15 protein-coding genes are annotated in these 21,152 nt (G+C 57.1%); 9 read left to right on the top strand and 6 right to left on the bottom strand.

Annotated features, from left to right (window positions below; all coding sequences use genetic code 11):
• The first annotated feature begins 35 nt into the window (after positions 1 to 35).
• The 3 genes from UNPA324_RS09230 to UNPA324_RS35935 all read left to right on the top strand — a co-directional run bounded on the left by UNPA324_RS09230 (position 36) and on the right by UNPA324_RS35935 (position 7,877).
• The gene (locus tag UNPA324_RS09230) at positions 36 to 1,013 is read left to right on the top strand and encodes a LysR family transcriptional regulator (RefSeq protein WP_141934497.1); all 978 of its coding nucleotides are present in this window, start codon (positions 36 to 38) and stop codon (positions 1,011 to 1,013) included.
• Between the two features lie 1,193 nt (positions 1,014 to 2,206).
• A complete protein-coding gene (locus UNPA324_RS09225; protein ID WP_246667153.1) occupies positions 2,207 to 7,618 on the top strand; it encodes a trifunctional serine/threonine-protein kinase/ATP-binding protein/sensor histidine kinase in 5,412 nt (1,803 codons plus the stop codon).
• A gap of 133 nt (positions 7,619 to 7,751) precedes the next feature.
• On the top strand, positions 7,752 to 7,877 hold the full coding sequence (locus UNPA324_RS35935; RefSeq protein ID WP_283810317.1) for a hypothetical protein: 126 nt from the start codon (positions 7,752 to 7,754) through the stop codon (positions 7,875 to 7,877).
• A gap of 172 nt (positions 7,878 to 8,049) precedes the next feature.
• Here UNPA324_RS35935 and UNPA324_RS09220 read toward each other — a convergent pair whose 3' ends face one another.
• The 4 genes from UNPA324_RS09220 to UNPA324_RS35655 all read right to left on the bottom strand — a co-directional run bounded on the left by UNPA324_RS09220 (position 8,050) and on the right by UNPA324_RS35655 (position 10,791).
• Positions 8,050 to 8,367 carry a hypothetical protein gene (locus UNPA324_RS09220; RefSeq protein ID WP_141934496.1) on the bottom strand — a complete coding sequence of 106 codons (318 nt, stop codon included), beginning with the start codon at positions 8,365 to 8,367 and terminating at the stop codon, positions 8,050 to 8,052.
• A 54-nt stretch (positions 8,368 to 8,421) separates the two neighbouring features.
• A complete protein-coding gene (locus UNPA324_RS09215; protein WP_141934495.1) occupies positions 8,422 to 9,039 on the bottom strand; it encodes a LabA-like NYN domain-containing protein in 618 nt (205 codons plus the stop codon).
• 313 nt (positions 9,040 to 9,352) lie between these two features.
• Complete coding sequence (locus UNPA324_RS09210; RefSeq protein ID WP_141934494.1) at positions 9,353 to 10,240, bottom strand: LysR family transcriptional regulator; 888 nt, start codon at positions 10,238 to 10,240, stop codon at positions 9,353 to 9,355.
• A gap of 272 nt (positions 10,241 to 10,512) precedes the next feature.
• Complete coding sequence (locus tag UNPA324_RS35655; RefSeq protein WP_246667152.1) at positions 10,513 to 10,791, bottom strand: hypothetical protein; 279 nt, start codon at positions 10,789 to 10,791, stop codon at positions 10,513 to 10,515.
• On the opposite strand from UNPA324_RS35655, the gene UNPA324_RS36155 reads away from it, so the two are divergent.
• Positions 10,714 to 10,899: a transposase gene (locus UNPA324_RS36155; protein ID WP_502705450.1), complete on the top strand. Its 186-nt coding sequence runs from the start codon at positions 10,714 to 10,716 to the stop codon at positions 10,897 to 10,899. The genes UNPA324_RS35655 and UNPA324_RS36155 overlap by 78 nt on opposite strands.
• A gap of 658 nt (positions 10,900 to 11,557) precedes the next feature.
• Here the strand turns inward: UNPA324_RS36155 and UNPA324_RS09200 are convergent.
• Positions 11,558 to 12,376 carry a YiiX/YebB-like N1pC/P60 family cysteine hydrolase gene (locus tag UNPA324_RS09200; RefSeq protein WP_141934493.1) on the bottom strand — a complete coding sequence of 273 codons (819 nt, stop codon included), beginning with the start codon at positions 12,374 to 12,376 and terminating at the stop codon, positions 11,558 to 11,560.
• A gap of 1,395 nt (positions 12,377 to 13,771) precedes the next feature.
• Here UNPA324_RS09200 and UNPA324_RS09195 point away from each other — a divergent pair.
• Positions 13,772 to 14,512 (top strand): Crp/Fnr family transcriptional regulator, encoded by a 741-nt coding sequence (locus UNPA324_RS09195; protein ID WP_141934492.1) that lies wholly within the window; start codon positions 13,772 to 13,774, stop codon positions 14,510 to 14,512.
• A 1,501-nt stretch (positions 14,513 to 16,013) separates the two neighbouring features.
• Positions 16,014 to 16,805 (top strand): COG3904 family protein, encoded by a 792-nt coding sequence (locus tag UNPA324_RS09190; RefSeq protein ID WP_502705463.1) that lies wholly within the window; start codon positions 16,014 to 16,016, stop codon positions 16,803 to 16,805.
• Between the two features lie 381 nt (positions 16,806 to 17,186).
• Here the strand turns inward: UNPA324_RS09190 and UNPA324_RS09185 are convergent, their stop codons facing one another.
• Positions 17,187 to 17,408: a hypothetical protein gene (locus UNPA324_RS09185; protein WP_141934491.1), complete on the bottom strand. Its 222-nt coding sequence runs from the start codon at positions 17,406 to 17,408 to the stop codon at positions 17,187 to 17,189.
• Between the two features lie 362 nt (positions 17,409 to 17,770).
• Between UNPA324_RS09185 and UNPA324_RS36150 the strand changes: the two genes are divergently transcribed.
• The 3 genes from UNPA324_RS36150 (at position 17,771) to UNPA324_RS09170 (ending at position 21,125) form a co-directional block, all read left to right on the top strand.
• Complete coding sequence (locus tag UNPA324_RS36150) at positions 17,771 to 18,043, top strand: PilZ domain-containing protein (RefSeq protein WP_141934490.1); 273 nt, start codon at positions 17,771 to 17,773, stop codon at positions 18,041 to 18,043.
• Between the two features lie 797 nt (positions 18,044 to 18,840).
• The gene (locus tag UNPA324_RS09175) at positions 18,841 to 20,466 is read left to right on the top strand and encodes a GMC family oxidoreductase (RefSeq protein WP_141934489.1); all 1,626 of its coding nucleotides are present in this window, start codon (positions 18,841 to 18,843) and stop codon (positions 20,464 to 20,466) included.
• A 143-nt stretch (positions 20,467 to 20,609) separates the two neighbouring features.
• The gene (locus tag UNPA324_RS09170) at positions 20,610 to 21,125 is read left to right on the top strand and encodes a Dps family protein (RefSeq protein ID WP_141934488.1); all 516 of its coding nucleotides are present in this window, start codon (positions 20,610 to 20,612) and stop codon (positions 21,123 to 21,125) included.
• The last annotated feature ends 27 nt before the right edge of the window (positions 21,126 to 21,152 follow it).

The raw sequence follows: 21,152 nt of genomic DNA, 5'->3' as shown, positions 1-21,152 counted from the left end.
GGTTGACGGGCTAGCTGACGAAATAAGGAGCTACCATGGAATTCCACCAAATTCGGTATTTCGTAACTCTTGCCAAGTGCATGAATTTTACTCGAGCGGCCGAACAATGCAACGTCTCCCAACCTGCGCTGACCAAGTCAATTCAGAAGCTGGAGTACGAACTTGGTGGCGCACTGGTTTTCCGTGAAAGGCACCTCAGCCAGCTAACAGACCTCGGAAAGCTAATGCTGCCCACACTGGAACGGACGCTGCTCGCCGTCGAGGAGGCTTGCGCCGATGCTAAGAAATTCAAGCGGAAGAAGGTCGCCACACTCCGGATGGCCCTGACACCGATGATCTCGGCGTCGATCCTGGCGAAACCGATCGCCGCGCTCACGACCCAACTACCTGGCCTCCAAGTCGATCTGGTCGATGCTGAATCCTCTAACGTCTTCGAAGGCTTACTGAGCGGCGACGTCGGCGCCGCCCTGGGTAGCAGCTGCATTGGGCCAGCCCCCGAACGCATTGAGCGTTTCAGCTTGTTTCGCGAAAGAGTCTTTGTCGCATGCGCCGAGGGGAGCCGGATGGCAGAAGAATCCACCGTTAGCCTGAAAGATCTGCGATCCGCGAAATGGCTTGAAGCGATTGACTGCGAGATCTACCGCGCGTTCCGCGAGCACCTGTGCGAGGGGCAGGTCGCACAGCCGGGGCACCGTGCGCAAGGGCTGCAGCACCTGCAGCACCTAGTTAGCGCAAACCTTGGCGTCATGCTAACCCCAGAGCACGCGCCAGCATTGCCGGATGCTGTCGTCCGTCCTATCGCGGACTTCGACTTCGAACACACTGTTGAGCTCTTTGTTGTCGGTGGACGTCAATATTCGCCCGCGCTCGAGGCTTTTATAAGGATTTGCAGGCGATTCGATTGGCAGGCGCTGCTGACAAAGGCGCAGGCGCGGATCGCGCCAAAGACAGGTCCGGTCACCGCCATGCCCCGACGTCAAGGTGACCCGGAGGTCGTCCGTATCACAGTTTAGGATAGAGCGACGCTCGGTCTCTCGCGCTATAGCTCGTCGTTCTCCTTTCGATACGACCGCCCGTCATGCGGCCGTTTCCCGAATTCCGTCCAATTGGCGGACTACGAACGCCCGCTCGCATGTTCGGATTGAGACAAAGGCGCGCAACGAGCCCCTTAATTGTCCCAGCGACTAGCTCGGCGAGTCCCGGCTTTCAAAAGCCCGAGAAAGCCGCTGCTTGCGTAGCTTGTCATGGCGACGGCTGTGGATGGCGCGGAAACGGCCTCAAAATTTGACGGAAAGTGTGGGGGCGCCCACTACCAGATCGACCCAGATGATATCAGGCGAAAGCCTGGATGAGTTCGGGCCAATCATCGACTTTGTTGCGATGGAGTTTCAGCACGAGAACGCCGACTTCTTGCAACAGGATCGGTTTAGAGAACAACGCAGGAGGTCCGAGTGGTCAGCCAACAACCGGCTGGTTATGCGAAACATACTGTCATCGATTCCATAACCAATGGGAAGTTGCAGTCCCGGGATGTCGATGGGAAATCGTTTCGGCTTAGCTTGACGGATTTGTTGGCTAACTCACGGGATCCGAAGACTGGGTGGACGCGCAGTGAACACTGGTCGTTGTTTGAGTGATTGATTGTTCGGGTTTAGGCGCACCAGCTGGTCCCTTCGGCGGTGCGCGTTGCTTGTCAACCGATGTGCTGAGCAACGATTTGATCAAGCTATATATAGAGAAACGACTCCATCAGCTTAGAGCCCGCGCATGCCCGCCCATCCCTTCATTGATCTCAGGCGGTTCCTGACCGGAAACACCAACGACCATATGCATCAGGGGGGTGGCGCTACGTGATCCTCACGCTGTTCTGGGTGCTCACAATGCCGCCATCGGGATGGCCTTGCGAAATTGGCAGAGGGATCCGAAGCAACGAACGGTGTTTGCGGGATCGAGGATCCTCGGACCTGCGGTGCGCTTTGGCGGCGTCCTGTGGCCGTCTCCTACACGGTGCAGCTCTGGCTCGGCCTCTACGGCAACGCCCTCGAATGGCTGTGGACCTACAATGAGTTAATCTCTTGAACGAACGAGATCGACAGTGAGAAACAGCGGAATAGATGTCCTATGGAGAGACGGCGAACGCATATTCTGTCGAGAATGGCGAACAAACAGTAATGGCGAGCAAACGAGGGTTTTCACGGTTAGCAACTTGGCTGCGATCCCCTCCGCTGACAGCCTGGCCCGTCTCTCCCATGAATATGAATTAAAGGATCGGCTTCACGGCACGTGGGCGCTTTGCCCTCTCACGATCGTCAATCGAAATGGGCGTGTTGCATTGCTCCTCGAGGACAATGGCGATGAACCTCTCGAGGCTCTGCTCGGGACACCGTTTGAGCTTGGCCGCTTCTTGCGGCTCGCCATCAAGCTGACTGAGGCGCTCGCTTGTGTTCATCAACAGGGGCTCGTCCATAGGGACCTGAAGCCCGTGCATATTTTCATTGCGCTCGGCGAGGAGCATGTCCGGCTGACCGGATTCGGAATCGCGACACAACTACCGCGCATGCGCCGTATGTCCGAACTGCCCGAATACGTCGCAGGCACTCTTGCCTATATGGCGCCGGAACAAACTGGCCGCATGAATCGTTCCGTTGATGCACGTAGCGACTTGTACTCGCTCGGTGTGATCCTCTATCGCATGCTAACGGGCACGCTCCCATTTACCGCGTCTGAACCTGGCGAGTGGATTCATTGCCATATAGCACGAACGCCAGTACCTCCAGGACAGCGACTAGCTGACATTCCGGCCCAAGTTTCGAATGTTATAATGAAGCTGCTCGCGAAATCCGCCGAGCATCGATACCAGACGGCAGTCGGTCTCGAACATGACCTGCGGCGCTGTCTTGTGGAATTTGAAACGAATTGCCAGGTTGCTCCGTTTCCGCTAGCAGAGCTAGATCTTTCTGACCGCCTGCTCATCCCTGAGAAGTTATATGGCAGAGAGGAGCAAATCAGGACGCTTACGACGGCTTTTGATCGCGTCGCCCGGAGCGGCACTCCCGAGCTGGTACTGGTATCCGGGGGCTCGGGTATCGGCAAGTCTGCGATTGTTGGAGAACTACGTAGGGTCCTGATGTCAACGCATGCGCTATTTGCATCAGGAAAGTTCGACGAGCGGAGGGGAGACAATCCGTACTCGACATTGGCACAGGCCTTCCAAGGGCTTGTACGCCAATTGCTCGGGAAAACCGAGAACGAGTTACGAGGGTGGCGCAACGCGTTTCTGGAATCAATCGGTCCAAACGGCCGGCTCATTACCGATCTCGTGCCTGAACTCGAGCACATTATCGGTGAGCAACCGGTGGTACCAGAACTCACTCCTCAACAGGAAAAAGGTCGCTTTCAGCTGGTATTTCGTCGGTTCGTCGCGGTTTTTGCGAGACCGGAACATCCACTAGTGCTTTTTCTCGACGATCTGCAATGGCTCGATGCTGCAACGCTGGACCTCATTGAGGATATGACAACGCGGCTAGATCCGCGTCATATCCTTTTAATCGGTGCCTTCCGCGAAAATGAGGTCGACGCGCCTCATCGGCTTTCACGGATGCTGAAATCAATGAGCAATGCAGGAGCCGCAATCACGGAGATTCGTGTCGATGCCCTTGAGCAACATCATTTAGCGCAGTTAATAGCGGATGCGCTGCACTGCGATCTCGAACGCGCCGCATCGCTTGCGAGGCTAGTGCATACGAAGACCGATGGAAATCCGTTCTTCGTCGGTCAGTTCTTGAATGCTCTGGTGGAACGCAACGCGATTGTTCCCGATCGCTCTTCGGGATGTTGGCATTGGGACGCTGAAAACATTCAGGCGTCGCGGCACACGGAGAACGTCATTGAACTGCTGGTCGAAAAGATCAAGCGTCTTCCGGAGGCGTGCAAGGAGGCGCTACAGGAGCTTGCATGTCTGGGCAACACGGGAGATGTTCTGGTCATCTCCAGAATTCGACAATCAACTGAAAAAGATGTGGATGCGGATCTATGGGAAGCATGCCAGTTGGAACTTATAGAACGCTTGCCGGACAAGTACCAGTTCGTCCACGATCGGATACAGGAGGCCGCGTACTCGCTCATACCCGAGCAAACACGCGCACAGAAGCACCTGCAAATAGGAAGACTTCTCGTTGCACATACTCCCGCGGGGCATCTCGAGAAAGCGATCTTCGACATAGTCGGGCAACTGAATCGAGCCGTCAGTCATATCGTGACGGGCGAGGAACGCGAGCGACTGGCCAACCTTAATCTGATCGCCGCCCGGCGTGCCAAAGCATCGTCAGCTCACACTTCTGCACTTAAATACCTCATCGCGGGGGCCGCTCTATTAGAGGAGAATAGTCAGCTTCGTCTACGCGATTTGACATACGCCCTCGAATTCGAGCGTGCAGAATGCGAATTTCTGACCGGTGAACTACTGGCCGCGGACGCGCGCCTCGCGAGGTTGTACATCCTTGCCGTCGGTACAAAGGAACGCGCCGCCGTTACTTGCCTGAGGATGGATATTTGCACCGCAAATGGCCAGAGCGATTGTGCGGTCACTATCGCGCTGGACTTCCTGGCGCACGAAGGCATTCACTGGTCTGCCCATCCTGCGGACGAAGAGGTACGCCGGGAGTACGACCACATCCTGCATATTCTGAACAGCCGGCCTATTGATGAGATCCTCATGGCCCCATCAATGGTGGATCCAGTATCGTTGGCTGTCATGGAAGTATTAATCAAGGCGCAGACGCCTGCCATGTTCACGGACCTGAACCTCGCGTCGCTAGCAGTCTGTAGGGCAGTAAGCATCAGTCTCGCGCATGGCAATAGCGATACGTCGTGTTTTGCCTACGTAATGTTCGCGCGCGTTGCCGGCCCACGTTACGGCCAGTACGACGCGGGCTTCCGGCTTGGTCAAGTGGGATTCGACCTCATCGAACGCCAAGAAAACAGGCGATTCCGTGCGTCGACGATTTTGGTGTTTGTGTTCACCGGCCTCCGCTGGATCAAGCACGTTCGGTCGAGTAATGCCTTGATCCAGCGCGGTTTCACGGATGCAAACAATATTGGAGACATGCTGTATGCCTCCTACGCTCGGAACAACCTGAATTCGCATCTTCTCTTTGCCGGCGACCCATTGGACCATGCCGAGCGCGAAGCCGAGTGGGGACTCCATTTCGTACGAAATGCACGCTTTGGGCTCGTCGAACACATCATCGCGACTCAACTTGCATTGATCAAGGCGCTACGTACGTCGGGTAAACAACCTGCTCGCCTCGGCTATGAGGACATGGACGAGCACCAGGTCGAGCAATACCTGTCGAACACCCCTGCCTTGGCTATCGCTCAGTGCTGGTATTGGATTCGCAAATTGCAGCTGCGTTATCTGCTCGGGGACTATACGGTCGCGGTCGATGCGCTATCCAAAGCACGCACGCTGCTCTGGACATCCCCGCTTTTTCTCGAGGAAGCCGATTTTCATTTTTATGCGGCGCTTGCGCTCTGCGCATCGCTGACCGGTAAGCCGATCGAAGAACGGCAGCAGTTGTACGAAACGATTGCTGCTCATCATCAACAGCTCGAGATCTGGGCGCGGAATGGCCCGGAAAATTTCGAGGATCGGGCTGCGCTCGTCGGCGCGGAGGTAGCGCGCCTCGATGGCCGAGACCTCGACGCGGAACGTCTTTTCGAAAAGGCGATTCGCGCCGCGCAGTTGAACGGCTTTCCGCACAACGAAGGCCTTGCCAGCGAACTCGCCGCGCGCTTTTACACTGACCGCGGCGCGGAGATTGTCTCGCACGCCTATCTGCGCAACGCCCGCGGCTGCTACCTTCGTTGGGGTGCCACCATCAAGGTCCGGCAGCTCGAGGAGTCGCATCCGCATCTAGTTGCACACGAAACCATCACCTCACCCGACACTACTTTCGGCGCGACTGTCGAAAGTCTGGATCTCAGCACCGTGCTTAAGATGTCGGCAGCGCTATCAGTCGAAATGGACTTCGAGAAGTTGATCGACACGATCATGCGAATGGCGATGGAGCATACGGGTGCTGCACGTGGTCTGCTGATGCTTTGGCGAAAGACGGGTTTAAATGTCCAGGCCGAAGCAGTCACCTCGAGCGACTCGGTCACGGTGAGGCTCTGTGATGAGCCCATAAAGGATACGATCTTGCCCGAATCGGTTCTCAATTACGTTGCGCGCACAAGGCGCAATGTTTTACTCGACGATGCTGTGTCGGACGTTTCTTTTTCCGCCGACCCTTATATCAACGCGCGCCAAGCACGCTCGGTGTTGTGCCTTCCGCTTGTCAACCAAGCCAATCTGATCGGAGCCATATACCTCGAAAATCACCTGGGCCCGGGAATCTTCGCGTTTAGCCGGATTCCCGTGCTCAAGCTGCTTGCATCGCAGGCGGCGATCACGCTAGAGAACGCCCGGCTGTACCGCGATTTGTTCGAACGCGAAAGCAGGATCCGGCGTCTCGTGGACGCCAATATCATCGGAATTTTTATTTACGGAAGCCAAGGCATCATCACTGAAGCCAATGACGCGTTTCTTCAGATCGTCGGATGCGACCGCGATGATTTTCAGTTCGGCGAAGTGCGGTGGACAGACCTGACTCCTCTCGATTGGGCCGAACGTAACGAGATTTGGGATTCCAAGCTGAAGCGCGACGGAACGTTACCTCCATTCGAGAAGGAACTTTTTCGCAAAGACGGCCGCCGTGTTCCGGTATTGCTGGGCGTCGCCAACTTCGAAGGGAGTATGGACGAAGGTGTTGCCTTCGTGCTGGACCTGACTGAGCAAAAGCGCGCTGAAGCTGAAGCCAGCGAAAGCGAGTCGCGATACCGGGAGGTTCAATCGGCGCTCGCTCATGCAAACCGGCTGACGACAATGGGGCAACTCCTGGCGATGATCAGTCACGAGGTGAAGCAGCCTCTCGCCGCGACTATCACACTTGCGGACGCGGGGCAGCGCTTTTTGGATGGCGCCGATCCGAAAGTAGACGAGGCACGTCAGGTATTCTCCCGTATCCGACAGGGCGGAATTCGGGCGAACGATGTCCTTGATCGCATTCGCAGTCTGGTCAAAAAGGCGCCGCAGCAAAAGGAGACACTTGATATTAATGCGGCAATTCATGATGTCGTCGCCCTTTCACGGGCGGAAGCGAGCCGCAAGGGCGTCATTATGCGGACGCAACTCTGCGAAGCGCTACCCCTCGTTGAAGGAGATCAGGTTCAACTGCAACAGGTCGTGCTAAACCTCGTATTCAATGCAATCGAGGCGATGAGCGAAAATTATGACGGTCCGAGGGAGTTGGTCATTAGTACCAGTCTGAGCGACAATGAAAGTGTTACCGTTGCTGTGAGCGATACGGGCCCCGGTGTCGCTCAAGCGGACATTGAGCGGATCTTTGAGCCGTTCTACACGACAAAAACATCGGGCATGGGGATGGGTCTGTCAATTTGCCGTTCAATCGTGGAAGCGCACGGGGGAATGTTGCGCGCATTCACTAATGCGCGACGAGGCGTAACTTTTGAAGCTTCTGTACCTACGAAGAAGGTCGTGTCCCCGGTGATCGTGTAGCTCGGTAAGAGCAAAGCCGTCTGAACGCGCGCCCTCCCATGAAGCCTAGTGGGCGGGCGGCCTTGCGGTGGTCACCGGCAGTTCGCCGGAAGGGTCAGGTTGCTGACACCCACCCTGATTCGAGGAACCACCGATGACCGATGAGATGAACCTCCGCACGCTTGTGGAGAAGACCCCTGATGCGGAGCCGCTGCGCGAGATGATCGGCTTTGCTGCCAAGCGCAATGTGGGATCGCGCGGGGTGCTACCGCGTCGTTGATCGGGCGGATCTAGTGAGGTGCTCGAGCTCACCGGGAATTGCGACCGTCCGTTGCCGAGCGTCGCTCGCCCTTTTTGGCTCTCCCTTGGTATCTCGTGTGCTCGTCCGCGAGGCATGCTCCGCTCTTCGCGTGCGTGTTGCGCGCGCCGTTCCCTGCGGGTTGTTCGCGACATTATCTTTTCAAGTCGGAAGGTCTCTTCTCCCCCTTTGTTTCGTTATTGTGCCGAATGAAGCGGACCTCCAGCTCTTCGCCGTTCACGCGGACGAGTTGACATCGCCGATAGGCGAGCCCGGTAGACGAAAGCAGCAGAAAGAACTCGCTCAGTGTGAGGCCTTCAATCGACGCTTGAATTTGGAGTCTCGCACCGCACTGTGAGACTTCTTTAAGGCTACACGAGCGGCGCCAGGTGCCGTCGATAGCCATCATGTGTACCGGTAGCGGATGCTCGAAACTGACCCATCCGCCTTGTTGTTCTTTTTCTTCAGCCATGGATCGTCCGAAACAGATCCCTTTCTTTGTACTTCACTCGATTCCGCGCGTTCGCTATTCATCGTCATCATCACTCGATCGCGCCATCGCGCGCTGCATCAACCGTGGCGCTTGATCCCGCGCAATACGAGATAGCGCTCGTTCGGAACGATCGCGCCCGATCCTTGACTGCAGTTCCCTTATCTCGCAAAAGACGTCGGCCTGCCGTCGCAACTCATCGGCGATCATTGACGGCTGAGTAGCGAGGCTGGATACGACGGTAACACGGACGCCGTGACGCTGCACGGCTTCTACCAGTGGACGAAAGTCACCGTTTCCCGAGAATAGCACCATTTCGTCGATGCGATCTGCGAGCTCCATCGCGTCAACCGCAATTTCAAGGTCGATGTTGCTTTTGACCTTGCGACGGCCGCTCGCGTCTACGAATTCCTTCGTGGCCTTCGTCACCACGGTAAATCCGTTATAGTTCAGCCAGTCGAGCAGTGGGCGCACCGAGGAGTATTCCTGGCTCTCATTGATCGCGGTGTAATAGCACACGCGCACGAGCGTCCCCCAGCTCTCGAATTCCTTAAGTAGGCGCTTGTAATCGATATCGAGGCCAAGCGCTTTTGCGGTTGAGTGAAGATTGGAACCGTCAATGAACACCGCGATCTTGCTGGAGCTGGAAGGCATCAAGATGTGACCTGCGTTCATTCATGCGAGGCTGGAAGGTGCCCGCGGTTGAAGCAGAACGAAACACCGAGCCAGTTGATCTAACACCATCAGGAGAGAGTTGTCGTCAGGCGGTGCAGCAAATCCGAAAACCTCTCGCATCGTTTTTTGGTACGAAAACGTACGCAAATGGCGCCGCTGAGCTGCGCGACGCATTTATGTGGCTTTTGAAGGAGTCACAGTGAACGCATGCGCCACGTGCTCTCGTCGGATGCTGTGCGCATTCCATGATTTAACGCTATGCGAACGACGGCGGGCCGACGCACGGCGGGACTCACGGATTGTTCTTGAGGCTATTTGCGAAATGTTCAACGAACGCGCGCGCGGCCAGTTTCGCTCCGCGTCCGGCCGGGAATATGGCGTTTACGTCGGCGGCGCCCATGTTCCAATCCTTGAGGATCTGCACTAACGCACCCGACTTAAGTTCGGCGCGACAGCCCCAGAGACTGCAGGCAACGATCCCGATTCCGGCGACGGCGCCAGCCACGGCCGCTTCGTTGATGTTCCCCGTCAGAGGAGCTTCGACCTTTATGGAAACGGTTCTTTCATTCTTCTCGAAGCAACAGATCCCATTCGAGCCCGGGACACCAATCAACACGGGATGTCCGGACAGATCGTTGGGGGTTTTCGGGTAGCCAGCCCGTTTCAGGTAGGCCGGCGAGGCGGCGATGAGGAGAGGATTTGATCCTACCCGTCTTTGAGTCGCGGAGGAATCCTCCAACTTTCCGGACCGGATCGCGACGTCGATCGCGCTCCTGATAAGGTCTTGGCGACCGTCGTCCATCGCCAAATCGATCCGCAGCGCAGGGTGCTTCGAAATGAAGGCGGGAAGTCGCGGTATGACCTCCCGGATCGCCACGCTAGGCGACAACCCTATCCGGAGCACGCCCCGAAGCACGCCCTTCCCGTGAATGGCTTGGGTCGCTTCCTCCAGAATGGCAAGCGCGGGTTCAACCTTCGCGAGGTAGTCCGCGCCGGCTTCGGTGAGCACAACGGCCCTTGTCGATCTCGCGAAGAGGGCGGCCCCTACCTCGCGTTCGAGCGACGCGATGTGTCGCGACGCGGAAGGTTGCGAAAGTCCGAGATCCTTGCCGGCCCGCGAGAAGCTACCGGTATGTGCGACCCGGACGAAGAGTGTTAGAGCAAGGAGCCGATCAGTCATCTCGTCTTTGCGCAGAGATTGTTCATGTTCAAGCTTAGTCCCGGATCCAACTTATGCGAAAACCGAATGAGTGGCGAGCCTCACAAGGCGGTGAGCGTCACGCCTGCCGGTGTATAGCCCGACGAGGACGGTCAGGGCTAGGGCGGCCGAAACGTACGGCGTGCGGCGTACGGTAGGCGAAACGGCTGAAGTCGCCCCAATCCTTGGAGCGGAAGAGACCCCAGCTCTCAGATAGGGAGCTGGGGCGCGAAAAGTTTTGGTTGAGATGACCCTTAGGAAAAATGAATGGCGGACGAACTCAAGGGCTGCGTGGTCGGCGGCGAAGGAAAGAGGCCGAGGTCGATGGCGGATATTTTGGCGGCTATGTAAAGCCAGCTAATCAGAAAGAGCACCGCCGCGACCGCCGATATGCACCAGATTAGAGTGGCAAACGGAAGGTAATCGTCATCGCGCGCGAACGTGGCGGCAACTCGGTGCCAGCCGTTTCTAATTCTGAGAGCCAAGCCGTCGCGCTTTCCAGGGCCCGTATTGCCAAAGGAGCGGTTGTGCATGCTGACGAAGCCTCCTTATGGGATGGACTTCACGAGCGCGTTGAAATGAAACGAATCAATCACCAACAAGCCTACTCCCTCGATCGCGCCTTGCACCAACTGGGCTGAGGAATATTTCAGCCGCCTCTCGGCTCGTAGTTGGGGGCACGCGAATCGTTCGTCAAAGAAAAAATACATGCCGCGGATTTGCGGACACTTAATGTGGACTTTTAGGGGGCGGTCTCGGAGAAGAGTGTAGCGTCATCATTCAAGTAATTCGTGTCGTTAAGGATCGGCTCGTTTGAAGATGGGATCGTGATTAGGCATCCCAGATACTCGCTGGAGCGCACGGGAGCTTGGCGGGCGTATGCATGCCACCGACGATTGGAAAGTAGTGTTTGCCTTTCCATCAAGGTGAAAGCGCGGCTGGGTGGAGATGGTCGGAAGACCTCCGATTAGATTTCAACCGCGAGGCAACTGTTGGTTTGGTGTTGGTGTAGCCACCGTGATTGTGCTTGTGTCTCCCACAAGGTTGGATACCACGCATACCCGCACCGTGGCGGTCAGGCTAGCGAGACCACGCACTGCGTGACCGGACGCCAGGCCAAGAGATGCTGACGCGGCAGCGGCCGTTGGTCATGGGGCGCTATTCGGAACCGTCGTGCTTGCTTTGACTTTGAGAGCAGCAAAGAATTTGCCGATCGGAGTTCGAGCCCATTGAAAGAGCCCGATGGCGACTAATGACAACATCACAACCGATTCCGAAGTTGATAGCCTGGCCCTCACCTTACGGCACGTCGGGCTGTACCATTGCAGCGATCCCGCGTTCTATATCTGGCGCAAGTGTGGCCTGTGCGGCGTCAGCTTGGAGATCTGCCCAGCGCATGTTTTTATAGTTGAAGCCGACGGGCAGCGTGGGCTTCACCACCATGAAGTAGGGCGATAGATCGAAGTCGCGCGGCGCATATAGAGACGAATGACGGATCTCGGCGATCTCGCACCGCCCGGACTTATTCTCCATGTGCGTGATGTTGGGCAGGATCGGGTAACGCACGGCGTCGAATGCTTGCGCAATCAAAGCCGAACAAATGATCCGACGCGAATCGCCGGAGCCGAGCGCGATGGTTCGACGACGCCAACGTCGCGTGAATGGACAAGGGAATAGATAGCGCATGAGGTCGATAACGTTTTTGAAATCGTAGCCGAGACCTATCCGTTCGAATGCGTAGCGGCAGACCTGTTCGCGGTCCGCATCGCTTAGACCGATTGGCCGGCAGATGCGGGTTTGGCAATGCAAATACTTCGACAGAGGGGCCGACACGACCCCTTCGTCGATATTGGCTTCAATCAGGACGTGCGGCTCCCCGCCATTTGTGGCGCCCGATATCGGTCCGACGTACAACGCCGAATGCGACCATGTAGACTGAGTGATGTATTTGATGCTGCTGGAAATACGACCTTTGCCCTCGACCAGCAGGACGTCACCGGGTTGAAGAGAGTGGCGTAGGGCGGTCGTTGCATCGCCCGAGGTGAGGGGCTCACACCGATTAGCCGGCTTCTGCAGCCGGACGATCAAACGTTCGACATTGTCGAACATCCAGCCCATCACTCTTTCCTTTCTTTTTGGCCGTTCCCGTATGGCGGTTCCAGATGACTGTTCCCTCTTATCCAAGCCTATTCAGGAAAGGCCGACCGGACCATTGCACCGACGTCGATCTGCGTGCTGCATTTGTCTGAAACGACTATACGAAAGGATACGATTGACCTACCTGGGCCGTCCCAGTGATGGGAGAGCCGCACTTGGCCGGCGGCTGCTATCGACGCTGCTCTTCATCGGGTGCACGTGCGAGATCGCGGGGTGGAGCGAGGTGACCAATTAGGGAGCACTCGACGCCTCTATCGACTTTGCACTGGGGCCAAATTTCGAGTTGACCTTCGCGTGTTTTACCTATGTGCAAGGGTCATGTCGCTTCAGCGGATAACAATCGGAAGGCAGAACCGCCGGGCTCTGTCGAGAATGACTCAAGAACGAGTGCGCATGACCGCGGAAGGCTAGAACCGTTCGCCTTCCTCAAGCTGGAAGCATGTTGATCACTGTACCAAGAACAAAACACAGCGACCCGATAAGATAAAGCCAGTTCGCTAAATTGCCCATGCGGCATCCCGTCGATTGGCCGGCTGGGATTCTGCAGCCTTGTTCATTTCAGCATCTCTCCTCAGGAGAACGCAGGGGAAGTCTATCCATACGGCGGACACGTCGCGTATCGGTCCAGGACGCCGTCGCAAAAGCTCCGAGGTGGGGCGTGGAATGCTTGACGTGTAATATCGGTGGCAGTCTGCTGCAGAATATGAATCATACGTCGGGTTGGGCCAACTCCAACTCTCGGCGAGATAGCATCAGTTGGAAGCATCGGGATGACCCGCTGCACCCAATAGCCCACGTCCGTTGTCACGGCCGGTACCGCCACTTGATCGAAGTGGTATCAATCTGTCCGGCAGACGATTTAGCGGAGTCTGCGGCAGTGCGAGAAGAATAGCAATTGCCACGCTTCCCACTTGAATCGTCATGGCGGCCCCTGTTCCTGTTGATACTCACTGTCCGCTACCGACTAGAATGAGCTTCTAGCGCTGCTGAGGGAAATCACGTCCCGCTATAGAATCGATAAACGATCGTTATTGCCGCTGCGATCCGCAGGTGCCATAGCCAAGAACTCAACTGGCGCCAACTGCAGAGACTCCATTGCCGCCGTGGACCAATCGATGTTGCGCTGCCGCTGCATTGATCTCGACCATCTTGATCTTGAGGCAGCTGCTACGGTTGACTTGTCGTGCACCATCCTCGCACACTCAGGTCCGGTGACGGCACGATCCAAGTCCCCGGCCCGTCACTAAATCCGAGCTGACCTGTCGCGTTACGTCGCTTTCCGTCTCAGTTTTTTGGTACGAAAACGTACAGTTTGGAGAGCTCGGTTGCGCAGAAAGTATTAGGACGTTGAATCTGATGTATGAAGTGCGCAACAGATTACTACGTCTGCTCCCGCCTGATGAACTCAAGCACGTTCTGTTGCTCGCGGAAGAGGTGCCGCTTACGAAGCGGCAAGTTCTTCATCGCTACGGCGTTCGCGTGCAACACGTCTATTTCATTGAGAGTGGTCTTGTGTCGGTCGGGGCCAAGGTGGGGCCCCAAGAGTTCGTTGAGGTGTGGCTGATCGGTTCAGAAGGGCTTGCGGGAATACATCTCGCGTTGACCGCAAAAACGCAGCCGATGCACCGACGAATTGTGCAGGTGGCCGGGGCGGCTAATCGACTCACGGTCGATCGCTTTCAGGGGGCGATTGCTCGTCTGCCGACTTTCCGCAACGTGGTGCATGCCTATATCGCTTCCGTTCTTATTCAGACCGCTCAATCGGGGGCATGTAATACGTCCCATCAACTACAGCAGCGCCTTGCGCGATGGCTTCTGATCGCTCGCAATGCCCTGGGATCTGACGAGATCCCTCTCACGCACCAAGTGCTTGCTCAGCTTCTCGGAGTGCGTCGCGCAGGCGTTACCGACTGCCTTCTACAACTCAGGGAGGATGGGCTTATCGAAATGATGCGTGGCTGCCTCGTCGTCCGCGACGCTTCTCGGCTGGCGCAGATCTCCTGCCATTGCTGGAGCTTGATCGAGCGCGAGAACCAGCGACAACTGCTGAATATTTGCGCTCCGAACAGCGAATCCTTGGTACATGGGAACCGATAGTTTATCTGCGATGCCAAGCCCAAAATGGCTGGTTGCCAAGGTTTGTTGCAGTTGGCCTCCTCGGCTCTTCGATCTGCTCGTTCAAGCGAATCGGTCACGATTGGCTCGCATGCGGAGACGAGACGAGCTAGTCATCCTTCAGTATCTCCAACATTCGGCAGGGCTAGTAGACGAGAGGCACATTTGTGTCCCCTTTTGCAGGACTACGACGTCCGAAGTGGCAAGGCAGGCACGACCCAGCGGTACCGGACCGCACGGGAATTAGGAGCACAGGAATGGAAGAACAAGAAGCTTTGCGTGTGATGCGGGTTCTCATCGACCATGGGAGCGGACCGGATATCGATATCGCAGACGCTATGGCACAGTCGTGGCTCACAGAGGCAGGTCTCAATGATTGCGAATCTGAGCGCGGAATTGGGTTTGCCGGCGATCACAGATGGATAGTTCTGAGTGGGTGGGGGAGATTTCGGATCACCCAGGCCGGACTTAGCGCAGCTATGGGACCCATGATCGGTCCTAAGTCAAAACAGAAGGCGATCTAACGTGTCTAATCAGGGCAGCTTGCGCGTGTCTCCCAATTGCGTGGTGCATCCGCGAAGCAACATCTCGATGAACCGCTCGTGGAATGCTGCTAAAGTCTACAGCTGAAGGCTGCTGGCAGCCGCTATCTCTCAGAGTCCCAATAAATCTGTCGAGTAACCCATTATGCAGGAGTTACACCATGCCCGTTGCTTCATCGCAAGATCTGTTCGCGCAAAGCGCCAGAGGTGAGCGCCGCCCTCGACACGCGGATTGCTAAAGAAGCGAACCGATGACGGACGATGTTCGATTTTCGGTACCGCTCCGCAATCTGCTTGCAGGCCTCGGACCTGCCGCAATTGGCGGCGTGACTAGGATTGCCGTCCGGCGGGCTGCAGACTGCAGGCACTCAAGACAGCGATGGCGGCGCTGTAGTGCCGTCGATGAAAAAGCGATAATGCGCCAAGAAGGCGGTGCGACCTTCCCATTGTTCGCGATGCCCTCGTGGGCACGGCTCCTAAACTTTGGTGTAATCCTCTCAGCCCAAGGTCCCGCGAGGACCGACCTCAGTGCAATGGCTACGCCTATATCTCGGAGGCCACGCTAGGGTGTAATTGGGGGTGTGATAAGCAGCAAGAGAAATAGGAGAGGGTTATCGATGCCGACGGTGGCTGTAACCACATTTTCGAGTTTTGCCCGTGAGACAGGTGGGTTTGCCTCCAATTTCGCCAGCGTCATTCACAACCTAATTCTGGACGTGCGCGACAGCTACCGACCCGGGTTGCACTGCGTGCGTGGCCCCGGCCCGAAATGGCGCGCCCGGCACGAATCCGGGCTAAGATTCGATTCTGGATCTGTACCGGAAGACCCGACAGCAAGAAAGGTCGCCGGTGCACGCAGGCCATGCGGCGGCTCATTCCACCCGATGGCCGGCGAGGGAAAGAGATACATGCTCGCTCGCCGAGCGACCACTCAAGCTTGGATGTCGCTCTGCGTCGCCACTTGGTGCATCGCATTGCTCGGCCTTGTGGCCATGCCCGGGCAGTCGGCGTATGCTGGCGCCGGCCTCGAAGAGCGCCAATTGCCGATGAAGTTCAGCTGGGTCGCTTGCCAGCCGAATTGCCGAGGCTGGATCAGCGCAGTCGGTATCGTCACCGCCGAAACCCTAAGCAATTTCGATGCTTTCGCGCGCGATCGTCAGCTCGAGGGCGAAACCGTCGTGCTGGATTCCGGCGGCGGCTCAGTTAACGACGCGATCGCGCTCGGACGGCGGTTCCGGGCGCTCGAAATGTTCACAACCGTCGGGTTAACCGTGCTTTCCCCTAGCGCACGTGGCCGGCGCGCCCACGTGTCGCCGGAGGCCTCCTGCGAATCTATGTGCGTTTTTCTGCTGCTGGCGGGTAAGTCGCGTTCCGTGCCTGAACAAGCGCATGTCCGCGTGCATCAGATCTGGATGGGCGACCGCGCCGACATTGCTCGGGCCGCGAGCTACGACGCATATGATCTCATGGCCGTTGAGCGGGATATCGGACGTCTCGCCAAATATACCTTCGACATGGGCGGCGCGGGTGATCTGTTGTCACTGGCGCTAAACGTTCCACCATGGGAAGATTTACATGAACTCTCTCGAGAAGAATTGCGCGTGACTAATCTCATCACTACCGACAAAGTTGCTCGGCTGGGCGATCCCAACGCAGCGGTGGTCGAGTTGGCGACCAAATCGCTACAGGGAAACTTCGTGAGCACGGCGGCGGCCTCTGCTGGGCAAGAGTAGCGAGTAGCCTCCAGACGTCGAGGGCAGTCGCCAAGGAGGACACCCTTCTTGTCGCACGGCTTCTTGCGGCGCACACCCTAACGGCCGGCCAAGTTCACCACCGATACAACCAGAAGACGGTTCTGCGCGGTGAAGAGGCAGGATTGTGCGTTGGATGGGCCTGAAGAGTCAGGGACTTATGTTGCTTGAGTCAGAAATTTATGTTGGATGCGTACCTATTCCTTCGCTACCGCGCGGAGGAGTTCCGCGAAGGCCAAGAATTACGAACGGCCACAGACCAGGAAAACGCTACGCAACGCCGCTAAGACCTATGACGATTTAGCCAATCGCGCCGAACAAATCCGCACCGTTCAAGACGCCGCAGAGTAAGGTTTGCCTCGCCTAAACTAAGCCCTGCTCAGAGCCTGAACCCGCGCCGTGCTTTGCGTTTAGTCGCCGCAGATAAAAACCCCGGCTTTCGATAGCTGATCTGATCTCAGTACTTACGCTCTTGATGCGCTTTTTGCTCTTGCGCCATTTCGCCGGTTGCCCCGCGACCGAGGGTTTCGATCCGCAACTTACTACCAACAGTTCGCGCTTCTCGCTGATGTAGACATCGAACATTATACACTCCCAAGCCGTGATCGTTGTATCGACTCTGCGCGGCGGCGGGGTTGCAGATTTACAACAATACTCGGTTAGATGCTTTCTGTTCGGTAAGAGACAAGTTTGTGGATTACGAGGACAAGGTCGTGCGGCAGCGATGGCCAGAAGCAGACCGTTAACGCGGCAAGCCCATCTTCATCTTTGGTTTCCCTCGCCCTTGACTCGCCACAGAACCAATCTGGGCCCGCGCTTATTGTCTGAGCCATTAACATCATTCCCGGTTGCCATTCCGTGACATGCCGTTGTGAACGGCCACGGTGTGCCGAGTACAAAGCACAAGCGAGCCACTAAACAATGAATGGCCCTGAGGGAGTATCCCGATGCTAGAACGTCGTGCGTCAAAACGGCTTTCAGTCAATCAACCCGCGCTGCTCCGCCTTCGCTTCATTCGTGGAGTCCATCCATGCGTTGTGAGAAATCTCAGCGAAGAAGGAGCCTGCCTTAGCTCTCCGGTTCGCATCTTCGCCGATCATCTTGAGCTATCGGTTGACGGGTTCAAGAGTACTCTTAGGTGCAAAGTTGTGTGGAGAGACGAGCATCTGTATGGCGTAAGATTCCTTCCTTCTGACTGGCCTATCATGGTGCCTGCTTGAAAGGGCCAACGCGAGCAACTGCAGGTCCCTTTCGACCGGGAAAGAATAGAAACGCAAAGGACTAAGGTCACGCAAAGGAGTTTGCGTATGAGCGACGGTACAGCTCATCGCCTGCGGTCGCGTCTGCGGTCCAATGCAGCGCGGACCTGGAATATAGCAATGAGGATCCCGCCGCACGCCAATGATGGTGTGCGCGTTCCACGGGGCCGTCCTTTGGCGACTCCCCTTCTCCAGGTTCACCTCTGACCTTGCCGCGCGGCGTGCGCGCCCCAGCGGCGACGCTGAGAACGTTTTCGCCTGATCCCGTGACGTCGCCACGGAGCAAATGCCGGGCTGGGACTCGGATCAGTGCGGGTGTGGTGGAGTTGGTCAAAATGCTTGGCCTCTAACTTTCGCAGTCGTAAATCGTTCGCCCGGCTCATGCTTCGCCCTCCGTACGCCAACGAACGATAGTAGTTTGACCGCACGAATTCACAGCTCTAGTCGCGCATGCCGCGACGTCATTCATGGCCGATTTACCAACTAAAGGCGGCTTTTAACTCGCTGCACAATAGAAGCGTCGGTCTTACGTCCAATAAGGCTCGCATCTTTCCTAGCTACGGCATTATGTATGCGGCGCACGGCAATAACGATCGTCTATCGACTTCATGGCGAGAGGTGATTTCCCTCGCCCACAATGCAAGGTCACTGTCGGACTCGCAAGGTCCCATTAATCTCAGGATCAGGCACTACGATCGCGCAGCGCCGGCTAGGGGCGTTGAACGATACAGATTGGCGCGGAGAGAGAGAAGACGCTGATGTCTCAAGAAGCCTTCGATATCGTCGTTGTTGGTGCAGGGGCGGCCGGATGTGTGGTCGCGAGTTATCTTGCCGAACACACCGATGTTTCGATCGCGCTGATTGAAGCAGGCGACACGGACCGCGATCCGTTCATCCATATTCCTGCCGGCTTTGCCAAAATATTGGCCCAAGATCGGCATGTCTGGAAATACGAGACAGTGCCCCAGCACGGCACCAAGCGAGCATATCGCTCAGGCAAGGTGCTCGGCGGTGGTTCCTCGATCAACGCGATGGCCTATGTCCGAGGCCAGAAGCGCGACTTCGCCGCGTGGCAGGCCGCGGCCGGCGATACTGGCAAATGGTCGTACGAAGATCTGCTTCCCGTCTTCATGGCGCAGGAACACAACGATACGTTCCATGACGAATATCACGGCATCAATGGTGGTCTGTCGATCCAGCAGCCCAAGGGCATCAACGAGCTGAACCAATACTGCCTCAAAGCCTTCCAGGAATATGGGCTTCCCTATAACCCCGACTATAACGGCGAGAGCCAGATCGGCGTCTCGCCGGTGCAGTCAACGGTCGGGCACCAGCGGCGGTGCAGCGCAGTCGACGCTTATCTCCGTCGGCACCTCGCGTCCGGCCGCGTCACTCTTCTGACCGGCAAGACCGTTGTTCGCGTCCTCGTCGAGAACAATCGAGTCGTCGGCGTCGAGCTCATGGATGACGAGATGATCATGGCCGGCGCGGTTGTGCTGTCGGCCGGTTCGGTCCATAGCCCGAAGATCCTCATGCACTCGGGCATCGGGCCATCGGAGCAGCTTCGCCAGCACGGCGTCGCCGTTATCGTCGATTCTCCGGAGGTGGGCGAAAATCTCCAGGACCATGCGATCGTGCCGGTCCGCGCCTATGTAAAGGGCGATCTGGGTTACCAAGCGGCCGCACATGGCCTCGGCAGCGTGAAGGCGGGCCTGCGCTATTTCGTCACCAAGGATGGCCCGGCGGCGGGCAATGGCATCGAGACGGTTTCCCACTGGAATCCGTCGGACTTTGCTGCCGAACCTACGATCCAATGCTATCACGTGCCCATCGTCGCAACTGGCGGCGTCAGCCCGACGGGAGACCGTTCCGGCATCACTTTCGAACTCGTGGTGCTTCAGCCCAAGAGCCGTGGCTGGGTGCGGTTGGCCGACAGCCACCCGACGTCGATGCCCCTCATCAATCCGAACTTCATGGGCGAGGAGGAAGACCTGAGGGCCGCAGTCGAATCGGTACGCGCGATCCGCGAGGTTATGGCGCAGGAGTCGTTGGCGCCGGTGATCGAGGAGGAGATCGATCCCGGCCCGCACATCCAATCCGATGCAGAGATCGGCGAATGGGTGAAGGGTGCAGTGACGACGATGTTTCACCCGGTTGGCACGTGCCGGATGGGGCAGGATGCGCGAGCAGTGGTTGACGCAAGGCTCAGGGTCCGAGGGGTCGACGGCCTCCGGGTAATCGACGCCTCGATCATGCCGAACATCACTAGCGGCAATACCAACGCCCCAACCCAGGCACTCGCGCGCCATGCCACGGCGATGCTGGTCGAGGATCTCAAAACAGTCTCGAGGAGTTCCGGCGCAGACCGACCTAGGCAGACGTAGATAGTCATTGGGGCGGAACCGACCACATCGGGCCAACGTCAAAGCGCCGTCTGCAACTGGGCAGTCTCTACTCGCGAAGCGTTCTTATTCAGAGCCATCTCCGACGAACAACAACACAGCAGCAGCTTGAAGGAGAGACCACAATGAGTTTAGAGGACACGAGAAAGCGCCGCGAGGCACCACTCCACACTCCGAGCAATCTCGGCTCCAATGCCACCACAGATATTTCTGCCGCCCTCTCCGTGCTTCTGGCAGATGTGTTCGCGCTTTACGTCAAGACCAAGAACTTCCATTGGCACATTTCAGGTCCGCACTTCAGGGACTACCACCTTCTTCTTGATGAGCAGGCGGCGCAGATTTTCGCGATGACGGACGACATCGCAGAACGCGCCCGCAAGATCGGGGGCACAACAATTCGCTCGATCGGCCACATCGCCAGAGTGAAACATATCAAGGACAATGACGCCGATTTCGTCACACCTGACGGCATGCTAGCCGAGCTGAAAGAAGACAACCTCGCGCTCAGCCAGCGCCTGCGGCAGACACGTAATATCTGCGACGAACATGGCGATTCAGCTTCAGTCAGCCTGATCGAGAACTGGATCGACGAGGCGGAACGTCGTACATGGTTCCTGTTCGAGGTGACTAGAAGGGCTTGAGAACAACGCCAGCTCGCGAAATTCGGG

The sequence above is a fragment of the Bradyrhizobium sp. UNPA324 genome (assembly GCF_006658635.1).
GTDB lineage: Bacteria > Pseudomonadota > Alphaproteobacteria > Rhizobiales > Xanthobacteraceae > Bradyrhizobium > Bradyrhizobium nanningense.
The sequence above is the reverse complement of the archived record's forward strand: the minus strand, read 5'-3'. Positions and strand labels throughout refer to the sequence as shown.